Genomic DNA, 17,910 nt, shown 5'->3' on the forward strand with positions numbered 1-17,910 from the left:
CGTTATGTTTTGGAATTTTCTAGCATCATTCTACCCCACCCCACAAAATTTTGTCAATGCTTTATTCTCTTGATAGAAAATTTTAATCTTTACTCTGATGAGGATGGCGTGAAACACATCCGTATCAAAGCCAGACCTAATAAATGGCATGAGAATGACTGCCCTTTCTGTCACAAGTCATGTCCTGTTTATGACAAACATTCCAGCAGACCAACCACTTGGAGGGGGCTGGTCTGGGGTGGTATTCCGGTCGAAGTTGAATACCAGACGCATCGTATCATCTGCCTTGAACATGGGGTATATGTTGCCGAAGTTCCATGGGCATATCCAGGTAGTAGATTTACCAAGGATTTCGACCTTACCGTTGCATGGTTTGCATCCTATCTTCCAAGAAGTACCACATCATACTTCATGAGAGTGGACTGGGAAACTGTAGGCCGCTGTGTTGATTCCTTTCACGTAGTCGAGTGGGCTATGACAGCTCTCGATGAAGTCAGAAAAGATATCTGGCATGATGCCTACAGCGAATATAAGCAGGTCAAAAAAGATAATCCATGTGGCAAGGGTCGTCCTAAAAAGGATGATCCTGAACTTGCTATTGTGAAAGTAGCTAAAGCTAAAGCAGATGAGATAAAAGGCTCTGCATACATGATAAAGGTTCTCTGTTTCCTTTTTGATACCAAATATCATATGCATTATATAATATATTTCTAAACTCTTCCATGTTTCTATTATTGATAGTATTAAAATCTCCTATGAGAATATACTCTTCGTTAGAATGTTTCTGTAAAAATGAATACAATTCATTCCAGAATTGTTCATCATATTTGGGTGGAATTGGTTATCTAATTAACTACATTATTTTCTGTCTAAAATATCCATAAATTCGTCACCTGTAATTGTTTCCTTCTCATACAGGTACATAGCCAGTTCGTCCAGTTTTTCCCTGTTTTCAGCAAGGATTTTTCTTGCTTTTTCATGCTCTGCTTTTACGAGCTGCACGACTTTTTCATCAATTTCCTTCTGGGTATCTGCGGAACAGGAAAGAGACGTATCTCCGCCAAGATACTGGTTGGTCACGTTTTCCATTGCCACCATGTCGAATTCATCTGTCATGCCGTAGCGGGTGATCATCGTTCTTGCAATTTTTGTTGCCTGTTCGATATCATTGGAGGCTCCGGTCGTGATCTCACCAAATACGATCTCCTCTGCCGCACGTCCGCCTGTAAATGTAGCAATCTTATTCTCAAGTTCTTTTTTCGTCATCAGATATTTATCACCCTGCTCAACCTGCATAGTGTAGCCGAGTGCACCTGAGGTACGCGGGATGATCGTAATCTTCTGGACCGGTGCTGAATGACTCTGCAATGCAGCTACCAGAGCGTGTCCTATCTCATGATATGCAACAACCTTCTTCTCCTGATCTGAAAGAACCGCATTCTTCTTCTGATATCCTGCAATAACCACTTCTATACTTTCTTCGAGATCAGATTCATTTACAACGGTCCTTCCACTACGGACAGCACGTAATGCTGCTTCATTTATAATATTGGCAAGCTCCGCACCGGATGCACCGGATGCCATACGTGCAATCGTATGCAGGTCAACATCATCAGATGCTTTTATCTTCTTTGCATGAACCTTTAAAATTGCTTCACGGCCTGCAAGATCCGGCAGTTCAACCGGCACACGCCTGTCAAAACGTCCCGGACGTGTAAGTGCCGGATCTAACGACTCCGGACGGTTCGTTGCAGCAAGAATGATGACACCATTATTTCCTTCAAATCCGTCCATCTCTGTAAGAAGCTGGTTTAAGGTCTGCTCCCTCTCATCATTTCCGCCCATTTGTCCGTCACGCTTTTTACCAATGGCATCAATTTCATCAATAAACACGATACATGGTGCCTTTTCCTTTGCCTGTCCGAAAAGATCTCGAACTTTGGAAGCTCCCATACCGACAAACATCTCAACGAATTCTGATCCGGACATTGAGAAAAATGGTACATTTGATTCACCCGCCACTGCTTTTGCAAGCATTGTTTTTCCGGTTCCCGGAGGTCCTACAAGAAGGACACCTTTTGGCATAGACGCACCTACATCGGTATACTTCTTCGGATTGTGAAGATAATCAACGATCTCTGAAAGGTTTTCTTTCGCCTCATCTTCTCCTGCAACGTCTGAAAAACGAATTCCCTCACTGGATTGCACATAAATCTTCGCATTGCTTTTTCCCATTCCAAAAGCCATCGAATTTTTTCCTCCGGCATGCTCCATCAGTTTCTTCGCCATATAATTTCCCAGTGCGATAAAAAGGATCAATGGCAAAACCCCGGTCAGCAGGAAGCTGATGATTGGTGACATCTGCTTATCGATATCTTTTGCGAATACTGCTCCACATTCATATAGCCTGTCCGTCAGGTTCGGATCGTTCATCAGACCTGTTTTATAAATATTTTTTTGATCTTTATCTGTAAAGATGATCTGATTGTCCTTAACTTCTACTTCACCAATATTCTTCTTCTCGATCATGCTCATAAAAGTTCCATAATCCGTTTCCTTTACCTGATGCTCCATAAGGATTGGTGTGACAACCAGATTAAATACGATCAGCACTATTAACACAATCCCATAATAATATGCCAGTGGTTTTTTCGGTGTTTTAACTTCTTTCATGGTCTTTCCTCCTGTTGTTCTGCGTTATGCTTTCTCCGTGCATTTTCGTATTATTTATTCTGCCATCTGACTTCGCCCTTGGACAGAAGCGGATAACAGATCAGCTGATCTGAATCCAGATTTTCCGCATGCATGTCAACCGCTGTGATCTGATGATTATCATAAGTCGTATAATAATAAATACCTTTTGCTGTATTACAACAGGACGTGTATATCGTGATCTCATATTTGCCTTCTGTCACCTCACAGCATCCACGTTGCTGATCTACGGATCCTAAGATATGGAAGAACTGGCTTACACTCTCATCCTCTTCTTCACCAGAGAGCGAATTTAATTTTGTAAAGGCAACTTTCACAAATCTTGACTGGCTGGAAAGATCTCCAGGTATTCCCATTCCACCCATTCCTCTGCTATATGCATCAAGCTGTAATACTTCTGCAAAAGTACTCTCCGGCTGTTTTCTGGATACACCGGCATAATTATTCAGTGCAAACATCTGACCGGGGAATGGTGGATTATTGGTAAGCACTCCTACCGGATTATCATATACATGCAGCCCATCCTTCATAGACTCAACAACGATACAGGAGTCTTTGTCTGCAATGATCCAGTGAAGCTGTGCTGTCGGCAGCTGTTCGCTGAATGCTGTGCCTGTCAGGTACAATCGAAAATATCCTATCCACCTCCGTCCAAAGAGAAATAGGGATTTCATGTATCGGGTTGCATAAATCTCGTTACCATTATACTGCATTATAAGGCAGATAAGCAATCTGTCTTTTTGTCATAAAAAACCTTATCTAAATGACATTGAATGATTTATTTTCTATCTAAAATTTTATTAAACCGACTAAAGACTCCATAGTTTGTGTGTTTGACTTACTGTTTATATCTATCTTCTCCTAAATATTTTTCTAGTCATTGCAATATAAAATTGCTTATACAGTCTCTCCCTTAAGAGTCCTGGTATTCTGGATAATATACAGAGCGACCAATATGACCATCATTATAGCGCACTTTCCTTTTTTTTAGACATAAACCAATAAAATATAACACAAAATGCTAAAGCAAACACAACACCAAAAACATTTTGAATCACTCTAAGACTAACCGCTCCTTGTAGTCCATAAGTCTCTGCAGCAATGGCTAAAGCACCAAATGTGTTAAATACTGCCTGCCAGCCATATTGTGCTGAAAATCCTACACCGATTCCACCAAGAATTCCTATATATGCATAGATTGACGAAGGAAGCAGAAAATATAATACTGTAAAACATATAACACCTACAATATTTCCGACAATCCTTTTACGGACTCTGTATTGCATGTCTTCCACAAACGGCAAAATTGCTGACATAGCCGCAATACCAGCCCACATTGCACGTGGCATATTACAAAGTTCTGCAATACAAAGGACAATCGGTACGCATAAAATCTGACATATCTGCCATTTTGTTCTGGAAGAAGTGATATCAAATTCTTGTATCAGATCTTTCAGATTTCTTTTATAAGTTCTGTTTTTATGATTTCGATAAAATACGAAGCAGGTAAGTGCTGCACCTAAAGCCATTCCGACTAATCGCATCTGATAGCTTTTTCCCGTAACATCATAACCATATAGCAGCAGATACCCAAGAACCAATGTAGATTGATTAAACATGAATGGATTATGGCATCCGAACAGAATCAACACAGCCAGTGCCGCAATATTTAACAGCATTCCCAATACCGGTGAAAACTGATTTGCTAAATGCGGACATACAGTCATAATTACAAAGAACAAAGCCAAAAGCATCGTAGATTGTCCGGTGTGGATCCCCAGATCCGCATTCCGAAATACCATAAGGCATAATAAGACTACTACACCTACAATGCTATTCTCATTTCCAAATAAGATACTGAAAATAGTAACAAATAAAAAACAAAATGCCATTGTAACAGCTATCTTCACCAGATATACCCACATATGATATAATTTTTCTTTTCGTGTTTCACTCTTTTTCAACAGGTTTTTAGAACCTGCCTGATTTAACTGCAATTCCTGATAAAATGTCATGTAATTCCTCCTCTATCTGTTTTTCTTAAACTTATATGGCCTCATCTTTCTGTATTGGAAGCTCTACAACAAATCTGCATCCACCATATTCACGGTTTTCTGCTTTGATTGTTCCTCCGGCACTATCTACAATCCGTTTTACAAGTGCAAGACCTAGGCCATTTCCTTCTGCTTTATGAGATCCATCTACCTGATAGAACTTGTCAAATATTCTGGATTTTACATCATCCTCTATTCCCGGTCCTTCATCTTCCAGAATGAACTTAACAGAATCCTGTTCTTGTTTCAGAAACATCGTAATTGTCCCCTTTGAAGGGCTGAACTTAATCGCATTATCCAAAAGATTTATCCAGATATGCATAAAAAGTCCTTCATTCCCAGTATATTTAACTTCCTCCAATTCTACCTGAAAACCAATTTCTTTTTCTGTCCATTTTGTTTCCAATGAAAGAAATGCCTGGCGGATCTGTTCATCCAGACGATATTCTGTTTTTTTCATTGGTATATTCTGATTCTCTAACTTGGATAACAGCAAAATATTACCAACCAATCCGGAAAGTCTTTGGGTGTTAAATAAGATTTTTTCTACATATTCCTCTTGATCCGGAGACAGTTCTTCTCCCTGAAGCAGCATTGTATATCCTTCAATGGCATTAATCGGGGTCTTAAACTCATGAGAAACATTAGATACAAAATCCATCTGCAGCACCTCTGTTGCACGAAGTTCTTTTGTCATAACGTTAAAACTTTGATAAGATTCTCCAACTTCTGCTATACGGCTGTTCGTTTCCAAATGCTGTTCAAAATCTCCCCGAGAAACTTCCTTCATTGCTTTACTAAGTCTGGTAATTGGTTCCAGTAACTTTGCATTGATAAAAGAAGTGATCAGCCCTGCAATCAATGTATTGAAAATCAAAAGCCAGCCAAGCACAGGTATGCTGTCCGGCAGATTAAAAAAATGATTCAAAAAAGCAAATAATAAAGCAGATATGACTGTTGAAAATACAAGTGCCAGCCAGATTGCACCAGTCAGACAGGATCGGATCCGCAATCCTTTTTCTTTCTTTTGTTTCATTATTTTTTCACCACCTTGTATCCAATTCCACGCATTGTTACGATTTCAAAATCAGGGTTATCTTTAAAACGCTCTCTGATTCTTCCTATATGTACCTCTATCGTATGTGGGTCTGCCTCCGTCTCGTATCCCCATACTTCATCCATCAACTGTTGTTTTGTAAATGTTCTGCCTGGCGAAGCTGCAAGCTTATATAAAAGCAGGAATTCTTTTTTAGGCAAAACAAGACTTTCCTTATCAGTTGTAACCGTCATTGCATCATAATCAAACTCTGTTGAACCGATCACAATTTTGTGTTCATTCAGTATCTGTGCACGGCGAAGCAGTGCTCCGACTCTTAAAACCATTTCATTCACATTTACCGGTTTTACCATATAATCGTCACTTCCCGAAAGAAATCCCTGGCGCATATCATCAAAGGAACCTTTCGCAGTGATCATAAGTACCGGTATCTGATATCCTGCTGAACGAAGTTCTGACACCAGTTCATAACCATCCATAACCGGCATCATAATATCAGAAATGATCAGATCAATATATTCCTTATCCAATATTTCTAATGCCTGTGCTCCATCCGATGCACTTTTGACTTGATATCCATTCTTCTCAAGCACTTTTTGGAATAGCTGGCTTAATTCTTTATCATCTTCTACAATCAATATTTGAAACACGTTTTCCTTCCTCCTTATTAAAACAGATACCTTGCCCATCCAAGCAGATGCTGTACTAAAAATATTTTTCTCTGACGTTTCTTTGTTAATTCGATTGGCTCTACATGATATGGATCATTATAAGTTCCGCCTTCTAATATCTGACGGGACACTTTTTCATATTCCATCATGCCCTCTTCCAACTGTTTATTAATATCTTTACTGCGTATTACAAGCATCAGTTCCGTATCCAGATATGTACTTCTCATGTCCATATTAAAGGAACCGATTACAGACAGATCATCGTCAATCAGAATACTTTTTCCGTGGTATGAATAGCCGCCTTCATACTCCCAGATATCAATTCCTGTATTTAAAATTCTGTTTCTGTTTCTCGCATAATCAGCAGAACCAAACGGATTTCCATTGTTGGCAACCGAATTGGTCATGATAGAAAATTCCGGAACTCTCTCCGCAATCTCTTTCCATGTATTATACATCATATCATTGCAGATAATATATGGTGTATGAATTTTCACGCGCTCTTTTGCATTTTTCATTAGTTCTCCCAACTGATACCACACTACTGGTTCTTTGGGACCTGTGTGGATAGGATTTGACACTAATGCAATCTTTTCTGTCTCAAAAGTTTCGTCCGTGTAATCGGTATCGCAGATTCTTTCCTTATTCTCTTCAAAATATTTCTGATAGCCGTTCTGCAGCTCTAAAACTGCGTTCTTTACAGATTTTCTATTTGCCAGTTTTTTATTGTTATGAAAATAACCACTGTCTTCCTGATTCCATATGGTTTCAAAATACTCTGACAACTGGTTAACTGAATTTTCTTTCTCAGGTTCATCGCAAACCACTAACACGTCTCTGTCATAGTTCTTATGTCCCGGAAAATCACCCAGGAAATAATTGTATGTATTTCTTCCCCCAAGAATATATCTCTTTCCATCTGCAATCAAATATTTATCATGCATTCTACCCATCATTTTCCACGGTTTCAACGGATTGGCCTTATTATATAGTTTAATTTCAACATTCTCATGGGAAGATAATCCATAGAAATACGGATTTCCTTCCATATCAATCCAGCTCTCCATTCCATCTACTAACAGACGAATATGTACACCTCTGTCTGCCGCATCATGCAGTGCTCCTAAAATCAATTTTCCACTTTCATCGGATTGAAATGCAAAAGTAGAAAGAATAATTTCCTTTTTTGCATTCTTGATCAAACGCACTCTTTGTAAAAGCGCTTCTGGATTCTTTTCTATGATTACTGCCCGTTCTGTATTTTCACTGCATTCGTTCCATGACCCATTTTTTGTTTCTTTTTTGGTTGTATTGGACACTTCCGGCTGCTTTTTATATGCAACGCAGATTCCGAGCAATTCATAAAAAGCCACACATAAAAAAATTGTCAGTATAACAAGAAGGATTTTACATATTTTATGCTTTTTCATTGTACATCACCTGATTCCTTTTTTTCATACTTATACAATACAAAGTCAATCTCAATTTAACCTCAACAAGGTTTGTTTTTTTCATCCATGCAAAATCTTCTTTGTACAACAGACTGTTAGATATAACAAAAACGACCTTTCAAAAACAGTTAACTTCTAAATCAACTGTTTTTTGAAAGGTCGTTTCATCAGATTCTTATAGCAATCCAGCAAATAATCTCATAAATAATTGTCCCAGTCGCAAATATGCACTTCGTCCGGTTTGATATTGGTCTGTCACATCACGACATTCTCCCATCGTTCTTATCAGATCATTTTTTATTTCCACAACTGCCTGACAATCTACCATAAAACAGCCGTTTTCAAAATGGTGATATAAACTTCGATAATCCAGATTAATTGTTCCACAAGTTGCCATACAGTCATCTGCCACACTCATTTTTGCATGACAGAAACCAGGAGTCCACTCATAAACACGAACACCATGTTTAACTAATCCATGATAAAAAGAACGAGTTATATTATAAATGAATTTTTTATCAGGGATACCAGGTGTGATAATTCTTACGTCTACCCCTCGCTTAGCAGCCAAGCATAACGCATGCGTCATTTCATCTGTTATGATTAGATATGGAGTCATAAACCAACAATATTTTTCAGCTTTATTTATCATACTGATATAAACTTCTTCTCCTACTTGCTCATTATCCATAGGGCTGTCTGCATAAGGTTGAACAAACCCAGTTTGCTGTGCCGCATAATCATATTGGAAAAGGTATTTCCTAAAATCAGAATCATTAGCATCCTTATCACTTACTGCATTCCACATTTCCAAAAATGTCACCGTAAGCGACTGAACAGCATCTCCTTCTAAACGAATACCTGTATCTTTCCACTGTCCATACGGGTGTGTGTAATTAAAATATTCGTTTGCTAGATTATATCCACCTGTAAATCCGACTTTTCCATCAATAACTGTTATTTTTCTATGATCACGATTGTTCAAAAACAGATTTAAACCTGGCATAAACGGATTGAATACACGGCAATGAATTCCTATTGCCTCCATCTTTTTCACAAAATCTGTGTTAATAAAGCCTATAGAACCCATATCATCGTAGAATACTCTAACTTCCACACCTGCTTTTACTCGCTCTTCCAGAACATCTTGAATCTTATGCCATGCTTCAGCGTCTTCTATCGCATGATATTCCATAAAGATAAACTTCTGTGCTTTCTCCAAATCCTTAAGCTGTGCCTCTAATCCTTTCACTGCTTCATCAAAATACACAATATCCGTATTCTGATAGATTGGATACTGCGAATTTCTTTGTATGTAACTTGCTATATTTCCTGCTTTCGGAATTGTTTCTTTTATTCTGCTCAAACACTCCTGACTGTCCGGAAGCATTGGTAACAATTTGCTATCAATTTCTGCATATCGCTCACGCATTTTATGTGTGCCACCATTCAAACCAATCAACAAATACAGGCCTACACCCATAATTGGGAAAATTAGAATTAAGATGACCCAAGGCATTTTCATAGAGGATGTCTTATTTGATGCGTACAATCCCAAAACCAAGATCCCACTCAAAATCCTTGTAAATAAATTTATGATTTCTGCATATTCATTCAAGCGTGTTACGATAGTAATAATAAAAATCACTTCCAGAAGAATGCAGATTATGGAAAAACACAGCCGTTTTACCCCATTTTTTGTTTTTGCTTTGCCTTCTAAAGTATCTTGTTTCATATATATTCCACCTTCCTACTTGCTCAGTTTTCTCCCTAAATTTCGTGAAACATACCAATTTTGTCTTTTATTCTCTGCATTTCATTATCTGCTTCAATGATAGCTCTTGCAGAATGAAGTAATTCTTCACTTATCTCATCATAGCCAGGCATTTCTTCAATTCCTTTTTTATAGCGAAGTTGATGTTCCAATGTTGCCCAGAAATCCATACCATTGGTTCGAATCTGTAATTCTACACGCATAGGTGTTTTACCCTTAGCAAAAAATACTGGTATTTCAACAATCATATGATAGCTTCGATAACCATTCGATTTTGGATTTTTTATATAATCTTTTATTTCAATAACTTTAATATCATCCTGTTGGGTAATCAAATCTGATATCATATAAATATCGTCAATAAACGCACAAACTATTCGAACGCCTGCTACATCATTGAGATATGTCTGTATATTTTCTGTTGTAAATTCATATCCCATCTTCTGCAGTTTATCGTAAATACTATTGGGCTTCTTAATTCTTGTTTTTATAAAAGAAATAGGATTTCGATTGTTCTCAACTGAAAATTCATCATCCAAAACCTCAAGTTTAGTTTGTATCTCCCGAATAGCACAACGATACATCATCATTAAATTATAAAATTTTGTAGCATTATTTAAAAACTGTAGTGATTCCGGACTGTCCATCCTAAGTTTTTTTACTTCATCTTTTGTCATGGAACTTTCCTTTCTACCTCATCCCTGATTTCAAAACATTATTTATTTTGATAGTTGATTCTTTCTCCTTGAATTACTGGATAACAAATCATTTTATCACTATCCAGATTTTCTACATGCATATCTACTGCACTGATCTGATGGTTTTCATAAGTATTATAATAAATTCTCCGCAAACCATTGAAAACACTGGATTTGTCGCAGGTGAGCTTTCCCTTATTGTTTCCCTTGTGTTATATCGTCCCACCAGTGTTTACGAACTCTGATAAGGGAAAATACAAGGGCACAAGAGGTCCGGTGGACCTCTGCTCTGTGCCGACCGAAGCGGCAGCGGAGACCAAAAAAATTATATAAAACAGTATAACACAAAATAAAAGTGACATGGTGAACTGATTGAAATGCTTCTGATTTTTGTAGCAAATAATTGATTGAACGATAAGGAGATAAGATACGATGAGAATAATTTCTTCTCAGCGTTTCCGACAACTATTTTCTTTCCTTTGACACCTTCTCACTTATTCTCTGATAGATTTCCCTTGTCTCTGCGTCATTTTCCCCATTTACAACTAATATTTTTCCATCTATGTTCACGACAACATATGAATGGCAGGAGGCATGAGTGTAGCGGATATAATCTCCGAAGATATCGTTTTTGAAGTTTCCCATAGCATACTTCAGGTTTCCAAAACCATTAGTTCTGTAATCTTTATCGTTCTGCAATACATTTTCTTCATAAGAAATGCTGTCAATTTGCGAATACTCCCCTGTATAATCATTCCATCCTTTTGCTTCAATGTTAAAATCACGATCATTACAACGAATCTGAATGCTTCCCCAAAACAAAGTCCATATAGTAAACACAATAACGGAAATTGCGATGATCAGATATATCACACTTTTTTTTTTATTATACTGAATTTTTAAGCCTTCTCCGGTTGCCAGCTTTTTCTTATAAAAAAGGTAGGAGTAGAGAATGCTAATGATTGCAGCTGCCATAATACTTATAATATACACAACCAGTGCAGCCATGCTTTCCCCAAAAAGTCCACAAATCATACATAAAATACCTGATGCCATCCATAATTTGCCGCTGAATCTATGTGTTGCATTCCAGTTTTCTTCATCCATTAAAGACCATACAACTCTTATTCCTATGGTATTATTCTGTTTCACTTTTGGCAAATAATTTCCAATAACCATAAACAGCAGTCCAGTTCTATAGTAAATTACTGCCATAAACAGATTTTCCATATCTGCTCCCATATTGACCAGTCTTGCAATACCATTATAGAGTAATGTTATAATTTTCTTATTAGATTAGCTATATTATAACGTGCTGTAGGTTGGATGTCGATGATTTTTTGACCATATTTATTGTTTTATATGTTACTTCTCTATTAGTTCTGCAAACTTGAATCTGATGCTGTCTACCTCTTATCCAATCCATTTTTTAATTTCAAAATATCTTTTCTGATTTTTTCAATGACTATCTTAAATTCCTCATCACTTTTTCCTGTTGGATCTTCAAGTCCCCAGTTATCATCAAACGGTCTTCCTATAAATGGACATCCCACATTACACCCCATTGATATTGCAATATCCGGATTTGGAATATCACTAACCAGCTTACTGAACTGTCCATCTGCTTCCATATCTATATTATATAATTCCTTCATAATACGGACAGCATCTTGGTTAATCTGTGGTTTTGTTTCTGTACCCGCCGAATAACTTTGAAACACATCTGATGCCAGATGTCTTCCAAAAGCCTCAGCAATCTGACTTCGGCAGGAATTATGGACACAAATAAATGCCACTTTTACATTACTCATGAAATGGACACCTCTCCTTTATACACTGCTCATTAAAATCTGTGAATCCACATTGCATTTGTTCGTATTGCAATGTTACTCCATAATGAGCATTCACATAATCAATACCATTCTTAAATGCTATCATTGCATCTCTCTTGCAGCACCTTGGTCCGTTTATGGCTCCTAATTCTCCGATTGCTTTCGAGGTAAACTGCATATGATTTCCCCATGTTCCATCTGTTGAAAGCGGACCTGTTCCGTCGATGATTGCAAGTGCAGCGCCAATGGATGTAATTGCTCCGCATATTCCCCATAAACCGCACATTGCTCCCGGCATCCGAAGTCCTTCTGACATCAGCCTGTCCAATGCCTGTTCTAAGTCTATCTCTCCACCTGCGTTTTTGTAGGCTACTAGCAAACTTGCACCATCTAATATATGGTGTTCCGGTCCATGAATGCTGATATATTCCTTCTCTGCAATCTGCTTAAAAATAACAACCGGATTTGTTCCCTGTTCTTTCTTTATATCTTTTACAATCAGTTCTGCTTTTTCTCTTACTGTCATAGAAACCTTCCTTTCGTCTTATTTGCAATTCTTACAAGCATAAGCATTACCGGAACTTCTGTTAAGACACCCACAGTAGTAGCAAGTGCAGCCTCACTTGTTGTTCCAAACAATGCAATCGCCACTGCCACCGCAAGTTCAAAGAAATCAGATGCTCCTATCATTCCTGCAGGTGTTGCAATATTGTGTGGCAGTTTTAACAGATAACACGCTACGTATGCGATTCCAAAGATCAAAAATGTCTGAATTATCAAAGGTATTGCAATCAGTATTATGTGTATAGGATTTTTCAGAATAACTTCCGACTGAAACATAAATATCAGCACTAATGTCAATAGTAATCATCATTGGATAAATCATAATCCAGATTAATACAGCCATAGGAATAGATATCCCTGCATATTCAAACTCATTTAATATATTGGGTATCATCGGGAAAAAATGTCCTATGGATACATCGATGATCATGCATAGAATAACCCACATGTCAAACTGCCAATAAAATTCTTGAATTCTAATAAAGTATCACAATTCAAAGAGTAATGATGCCATTTACCTTCTTTGCGATCATTCACCAATCCACATTCCACCAGTATCTTCATATGATGAGACAGGGTTGGCTGTGTAATTTCAAATTTTTCCAAGAGCCTGCATCCACATTTTTCGCCATCTGACAACATTTGCACTATTTCTAATCTGTTTGAATCTCCAAGTGCCTTGCAGATTAATGCAACATTTGTTAGTTCCATTTCATTTACCTCGCATTGATATTTATCTATATGTCTAGATTAACATATACATAGATAATTATCAATGTGTTTTTATAAAATAAAGCCATACATTTTCATGTACAGCTTTAAAAACAGGAAGTTACCTTCTACTCATATAAAATATATCAATAGCATTACTTGCAAACTCTGCTGTGCCAACTCCTCCAACATCATCAATATTTTCCGTAAGTTCTCCTCCACCGGCATACATTCTTCCAAGACCGCATAAAATCTTATCAGAACATGTATAAAAATGATCTGTAATGTAATCCTGAAGTTTCCTTACCTGCAACTGCACCTGTTCATCTTCTGGGTCCATTTCTTTCATTTGTCCGAATTCAACAAATAATTGCATAAACTCATTTGCAACAGTAGCTTCATCGTCTTTCGTCCAGTTCTTTGTTTTCTCTTCAAACTCCTTATACTCAGAGGTTTGTCCCCATTGTTCTTTTGCTCGTTTAGAATACTCATCAATCTTTGTTGTATCAAATACTTTAAAATCCATATATTTCACTCCTATTCCTTTTATTCCTCGAGCGAAACTAATAAGATTTTCAAGATGCTCTTTTTTCATAGTAAGCAATTCAATCTGCTGCTCTAATGCTTTATTCCTGTCAAAGTTAGGGGCATCAATTATCTTTTTAATCTCCTTAAGCGGAAATTCCAATTCTTTAAACAGTAAAATTTGTTGCAGCCTTTCCAAGGATGTATCGTCATACAACCTATAACCTGACTCTGTATATTCAATAGGTTTTAAGAGACCAATGGTATCATAATACTGCAGAGTGCGTATACTCACTCCTGTTAATTTACTTACCTCATTCACTGTCATCATTGTCATTTCCTCCTCTCGATAAACATATCGTAAACTATTACGTTGCGTAGGAGTCAATAGTTCCGATTGCAGCTTCATTCACGATTACTTTATATCCATTTTTTATAGCACCTAATGCTGTCAGTGCAACGCAAGCCCCACCATCTACACCCACAACTTCAACATATTCAATATTGTGTTTTTTCAGCAATATATCAAGTCCAGAATTAGTAAATGCATTACCTTTATATTTTATGAATATATTATCAGATACTATATGCAATTCTTTAGCAAAATCAATATCTTCTGTTCCTTCATATGCATGAAATGGTGCAAACTTATTTATCAGATTCTTCTTCATTACATTTTTTATATAACCTCCTATATCTACCATTACAATTCTAATAGATAATACGGAAATGAAAATTTCAGTTATAATGAAAGTTTTATGTTATAAAAAATACCGATCTTAATTCTCCACTATTTACGGATTATTAAGACCGGTATTTATTTCATTTTTTAATTAGCAATTAATCCCGACGTAGTGTAAACTTTCCTACCAGATCGTTTAATGTATATGCCTGTGCGGATAATTCCTCACTGGTAGCAGACGATTCCTCTGCTCCCGCAGAGTTCGACTGCACTACTTCCGATATCTGATTCACACCAAGTTCTGCCTGTTGCATCGCCTGTGCCTGCGCAGCAGACTCTTCACTCAATCGTTTTGCATCTGTCGCAATCTCCTTGACTCCCGTAACGATCTGCTCCAGAGATTCCGCTGCTACCTCCACTGCCTGGTTGCCATTCTCGATCTCCTGCAGCGATCCCTCGATCAGGCTTCTGGTATCTACTGCCGACTGTGCACTCTGTTCGGCCAGTTTACGGATCTGTTCTGCCACCACTGCAAATCCCCGTCCGGCTTCTCCTGCTCTGGCCGCCTCAATTGCCGCATTCAGAGACAACAGGTTCGTCTGACTCGCAATATCTTCAATGTCAGCAATAATATTCTGTATCTTTTTAGATGTTTCATTGATTCGCTCCATTTCCTCCATCAATGACCTCATCTGCGTATGCCCTGCATCCGCCTGCTGTGCATAATTCTCAGCCTTTTCCGTCGTCCTCTGCAGTTCGCCGGCTGTACGTGACACGGCATCTGTGATATTCGTAATGGTTGCCGTCAGTTCTTCCACAGATCCTGCCTGCTCTGTTGCTCCTTCTGCCAACGCCTGGGCAGATTGTGCAAGATTCTCCGATCCGGCAGATACCTGCTTAGCGGCCTCTTCTACCTGCTGTAAGGTACTGTTCATCTGTCGGTTCATCTTACGCATGGCATCTTTCAGTGCCACAAACTGTCCTACATATTTCTCTTCGATCTTAGTACCGATGGCATAATTACCCTCCGCCATCTGTCCCAATAATTCTCCTGCATCCGTAATGATCAGATTCAGGTCAGCAGCCATGCCTTTTGCGACCTGTATCATATAGGATATCTCATCTTCCGTGTTTCTGTCCGGGAATGCACTATTCAGATCTCCCTGTGCAAAAGTCTGAAGTCGATCTGCCAGCGCTATCATCGGTTCTTCGATATTTCCTGCCATTTTCTTGCCTAATACCACAGAACTCCAGAAAGAGGTCACTACGATAACCAGAATCGCGATCAGCATAAAACGCTCCATATGACGCAGATCTACCTCCGCCTGATCTCCTTTTTCGACGCACAGATTCATCAAGTCTACAAACTCCGCGTATATCCGTTCGTACTGTGCGGTCAGCTCTCCGATATCCAGATCCTGCGCCTTCAGATATCCGTCCTCGTCATCGGAAGTAGCCAGTTCCAATACCTGTGCATCCAATTCCCAGTACCCGTCCAGTTCCTGCAATATTTTATTATAGGCATCCCTGCCTTCGGTGAATTTGATTGAGCGGTTCAATTCATCTATGTAAGCCTCAAACGCTTCCTTTTTCTGGTCATGCAGTTCGATCTGCTTGTCTATCACTGCTTTGTCATCATAGCCTACTACTGCACGTAATGCGCTCCGGCTCTCCGAAAATGCCGCGACCGCTTTACCGATATCTCCCTGTGTAAATCCGTATCGGCTCAATGCCTTTTCATACTGTATCGCTGCGATCAGTAGTACTACGATTCCAATAACTGCCGCAATCGCACCGATTATTGCTACTTTCACAAATCCTTTCGTCAGTTGCTTTTTAATACCTTGTTGCTTTTGTGTGGCCATATAAAGCTCCCCCTAGTTTATCCGTTAAATAAGCTGCCGTGATTGACATCTTTATACAATAGTAGCACATCCCCTTTCATTATTCAACTGTACGAGATGGGTTTCCAGAGATTTTGCAAGACTGAAACTTGACTTTGCAGTTCATGTAACAGTTCTTTCATGTACTCCGACCTCCCATTACATAAAAATCCAGTTTTTCATTTATCATTCTGATTTCTTCGTCTTTAGTCATGTTAAAACCTCCCTACATTATATACATGGCACTTCTCGACAAATTCTTACAAATAACTACAAATTTTTTCACAAGAAACGAAAAAAACGATACTGCATAGATTTCTTACTCCACACAATATCGTTCTTCTATATTTATACTTCCCCGAAGTTCCGGATGATGCAGAAGCTCTACTCTTCCTATTGTCTTGATCAGCTGCTGTAAACCTTTGACCGGAAGGTATGCTGCCTGCACCGGTATCAATACAGAATCTGCACATGCCAATGCATTAATTGTCATCATTCCAAGCGAAGGCATACAATCAATAATGATGAAATCATAAAATTCTCTCAGCCTGTCTACCATAGATCTCAGAATCAGTTCCCTGCTCATGGCATTTACCAAAGACACCTCTATTGCTGATAATTCAATGTTGGCTGGGATAAGGTCTACGCCTTCTTTATGGTGTAAGATTGTCTTTTCTATATTCAGTTTTTCATCATTCACAATGTTCATCATCAGTGTTCTGTCAATGACACTTCCTCCTTTTCCCTGAACGAAAAAAATCGCCCAGACTAGAATTTTTAATCTAATCTGAGCGATGCTTCGTCAGGCCTGTTCTCTTCAAACAAGAAAACCATTTTTACATTCATTGACAACCTAAATCTTATCCTACACTTTAGTTATCTCCATTGGGTGCTTGGATAGATTTAGTTCTCGGTGCCCGTTTTGTCTTTTCGGTGCTCCAATTACTCATTTTTATTTTTTTTCGGTGCTCGCAAGCACCATAAAATAAAAATGCAACAATGAATTTTTACGATCATTGTTGCAAAAAATCGATGTTCCCGGCGGGAATTGAACCCACAACTAGCGCTTAGGAGTTCAAGTCACTACAGAAAATCTATGTTTTTCTTGGTCAACATAAGTCAAGCAACAACTTGATTTTACTGACTTTCCTGTAAATCCATGTCAAAATAAGAAAACTGAAAATCATCCAAGTTAAGCACCTCTCGCTGACAAATGAGTGACACTGTCACCCTGAGGGTTCAACCATTCCGTTCCTGCGAATTCATATTTATGGCTACCATTCTCACTGAATATGC

The 17,910-nt window shown here is 38.3% G+C and carries 16 protein-coding genes and 4 pseudogenes; 1 reads left to right on the forward strand and 19 read right to left on the reverse strand.

Annotated features, from left to right (window positions below; translation table 11 throughout):
* Positions 1-108 precede the first annotated feature (108 nt).
* Positions 109-714, forward strand: a complete 606-nt coding sequence (locus tag DV740_RS14855; RefSeq protein WP_158561578.1) for a transposase — start codon at positions 109-111, stop codon at positions 712-714.
* Between the two features lie 144 nt (positions 715-858).
* Here DV740_RS14855 and ftsH read toward each other — a convergent pair whose 3' ends face one another.
* The 19 genes and pseudogenes from ftsH to DV740_RS13995 all read right to left on the reverse strand — a co-directional run.
* Entirely contained in the window at positions 859-2,673 is a 1,815-nt protein-coding gene (ftsH, locus tag DV740_RS13900; RefSeq protein WP_118088379.1) for an ATP-dependent zinc metalloprotease FtsH, read from the reverse strand.
* Between the two features lie 50 nt (positions 2,674-2,723).
* A pseudogene (locus DV740_RS13905) lies at positions 2,724-3,332 on the reverse strand (linear amide C-N hydrolase); the annotation flags it as partial.
* A 277-nt stretch (positions 3,333-3,609) separates the two neighbouring features.
* Positions 3,610-3,693: pseudogene (locus tag DV740_RS13910) on the reverse strand (CDP-alcohol phosphatidyltransferase family protein); the annotation flags it as partial.
* Positions 3,678-4,727, reverse strand: a complete 1,050-nt coding sequence (locus DV740_RS13915; protein WP_118088380.1) for an FUSC family protein — start codon at positions 4,725-4,727, stop codon at positions 3,678-3,680. The pseudogene DV740_RS13910 and the gene DV740_RS13915, both read right to left, overlap by 16 nt.
* A 31-nt stretch (positions 4,728-4,758) precedes the next feature.
* Complete coding sequence (locus tag DV740_RS13920; RefSeq protein WP_118057503.1) at positions 4,759-5,802, reverse strand: HAMP domain-containing sensor histidine kinase; 1,044 nt, start codon at positions 5,800-5,802, stop codon at positions 4,759-4,761.
* Positions 5,802-6,512, reverse strand: a complete 711-nt coding sequence (locus tag DV740_RS13925; protein ID WP_117699027.1) for a response regulator transcription factor — start codon at positions 6,510-6,512, stop codon at positions 5,802-5,804. Before DV740_RS13925 ends, DV740_RS13920 begins: the two co-directional genes overlap by 1 nt.
* The gene (locus tag DV740_RS13930; RefSeq protein ID WP_118057502.1) at positions 6,491-7,924 is read right to left on the reverse strand and encodes a phospholipase D family protein; all 1,434 of its coding nucleotides are present in this window, start codon (positions 7,922-7,924) and stop codon (positions 6,491-6,493) included. The genes DV740_RS13925 and DV740_RS13930 overlap by 22 nt, the downstream gene beginning before the upstream one ends.
* Positions 7,925-8,120: 196 nt before the next feature.
* Positions 8,121-9,680 (reverse strand): cardiolipin synthase, encoded by a 1,560-nt coding sequence (gene cls, locus DV740_RS13935; protein WP_118057501.1) that lies wholly within the window; start codon positions 9,678-9,680, stop codon positions 8,121-8,123.
* A gap of 35 nt (positions 9,681-9,715) precedes the next feature.
* Complete coding sequence (locus tag DV740_RS13940; protein ID WP_118057500.1) at positions 9,716-10,396, reverse strand: GTP pyrophosphokinase; 681 nt, start codon at positions 10,394-10,396, stop codon at positions 9,716-9,718.
* 38 nt (positions 10,397-10,434) lie between these two features.
* Positions 10,435-10,560: pseudogene (locus DV740_RS13945) on the reverse strand (choloylglycine hydrolase); the annotation flags it as partial.
* A 322-nt stretch (positions 10,561-10,882) separates the two neighbouring features.
* Positions 10,883-11,647: an SdpI family protein gene (locus DV740_RS13955; protein WP_242988791.1), complete on the reverse strand. Its 765-nt coding sequence runs from the start codon at positions 11,645-11,647 to the stop codon at positions 10,883-10,885.
* A gap of 176 nt (positions 11,648-11,823) precedes the next feature.
* The gene (locus DV740_RS13960; protein ID WP_117699022.1) at positions 11,824-12,228 is read right to left on the reverse strand and encodes an arsenate reductase ArsC; all 405 of its coding nucleotides are present in this window, start codon (positions 12,226-12,228) and stop codon (positions 11,824-11,826) included.
* Positions 12,221-12,775, reverse strand: coding sequence for a DUF5714 domain-containing protein (locus DV740_RS13965; protein WP_015526525.1), 555 nt, complete (start codon positions 12,773-12,775; stop codon positions 12,221-12,223). The genes DV740_RS13960 and DV740_RS13965 overlap by 8 nt, the downstream gene beginning before the upstream one ends.
* Positions 12,772-13,029 carry a hypothetical protein gene (locus DV740_RS15450; protein WP_330408414.1) on the reverse strand — a complete coding sequence of 86 codons (258 nt, stop codon included), beginning with the start codon at positions 13,027-13,029 and terminating at the stop codon, positions 12,772-12,774. The genes DV740_RS13965 and DV740_RS15450 overlap by 4 nt, the downstream gene beginning before the upstream one ends.
* Before the next feature lie 210 nt (positions 13,030-13,239).
* Positions 13,240-13,524, reverse strand: a complete 285-nt coding sequence (locus tag DV740_RS13975; RefSeq protein ID WP_117699020.1) for an ArsR/SmtB family transcription factor — start codon at positions 13,522-13,524, stop codon at positions 13,240-13,242.
* A 121-nt stretch (positions 13,525-13,645) separates the two neighbouring features.
* Positions 13,646-14,380, reverse strand: coding sequence for a MerR family transcriptional regulator (locus DV740_RS13980; protein WP_117699019.1), 735 nt, complete (start codon positions 14,378-14,380; stop codon positions 13,646-13,648).
* A gap of 37 nt (positions 14,381-14,417) precedes the next feature.
* A complete protein-coding gene (locus DV740_RS13985) occupies positions 14,418-14,753 on the reverse strand; it encodes a cysteine hydrolase family protein (RefSeq protein ID WP_117842336.1) in 336 nt (111 codons plus the stop codon).
* A gap of 136 nt (positions 14,754-14,889) precedes the next feature.
* Positions 14,890-16,596 carry a methyl-accepting chemotaxis protein gene (locus DV740_RS13990; protein WP_117699365.1) on the reverse strand — a complete coding sequence of 569 codons (1,707 nt, stop codon included), beginning with the start codon at positions 16,594-16,596 and terminating at the stop codon, positions 14,890-14,892.
* Between the two features lie 379 nt (positions 16,597-16,975).
* A pseudogene (locus DV740_RS13995) lies at positions 16,976-17,332 on the reverse strand (ParA family protein); the annotation flags it as partial.
* Positions 17,333-17,910: the final 578 nt, after the last annotated feature.

Origin of the sequence: Roseburia sp. AF02-12 (genome assembly GCF_003461765.1) — a bacterium.
Taxonomy (GTDB): Bacteria; Bacillota; Clostridia; order Lachnospirales; family Lachnospiraceae; genus Roseburia_C; species Roseburia_C amylophila.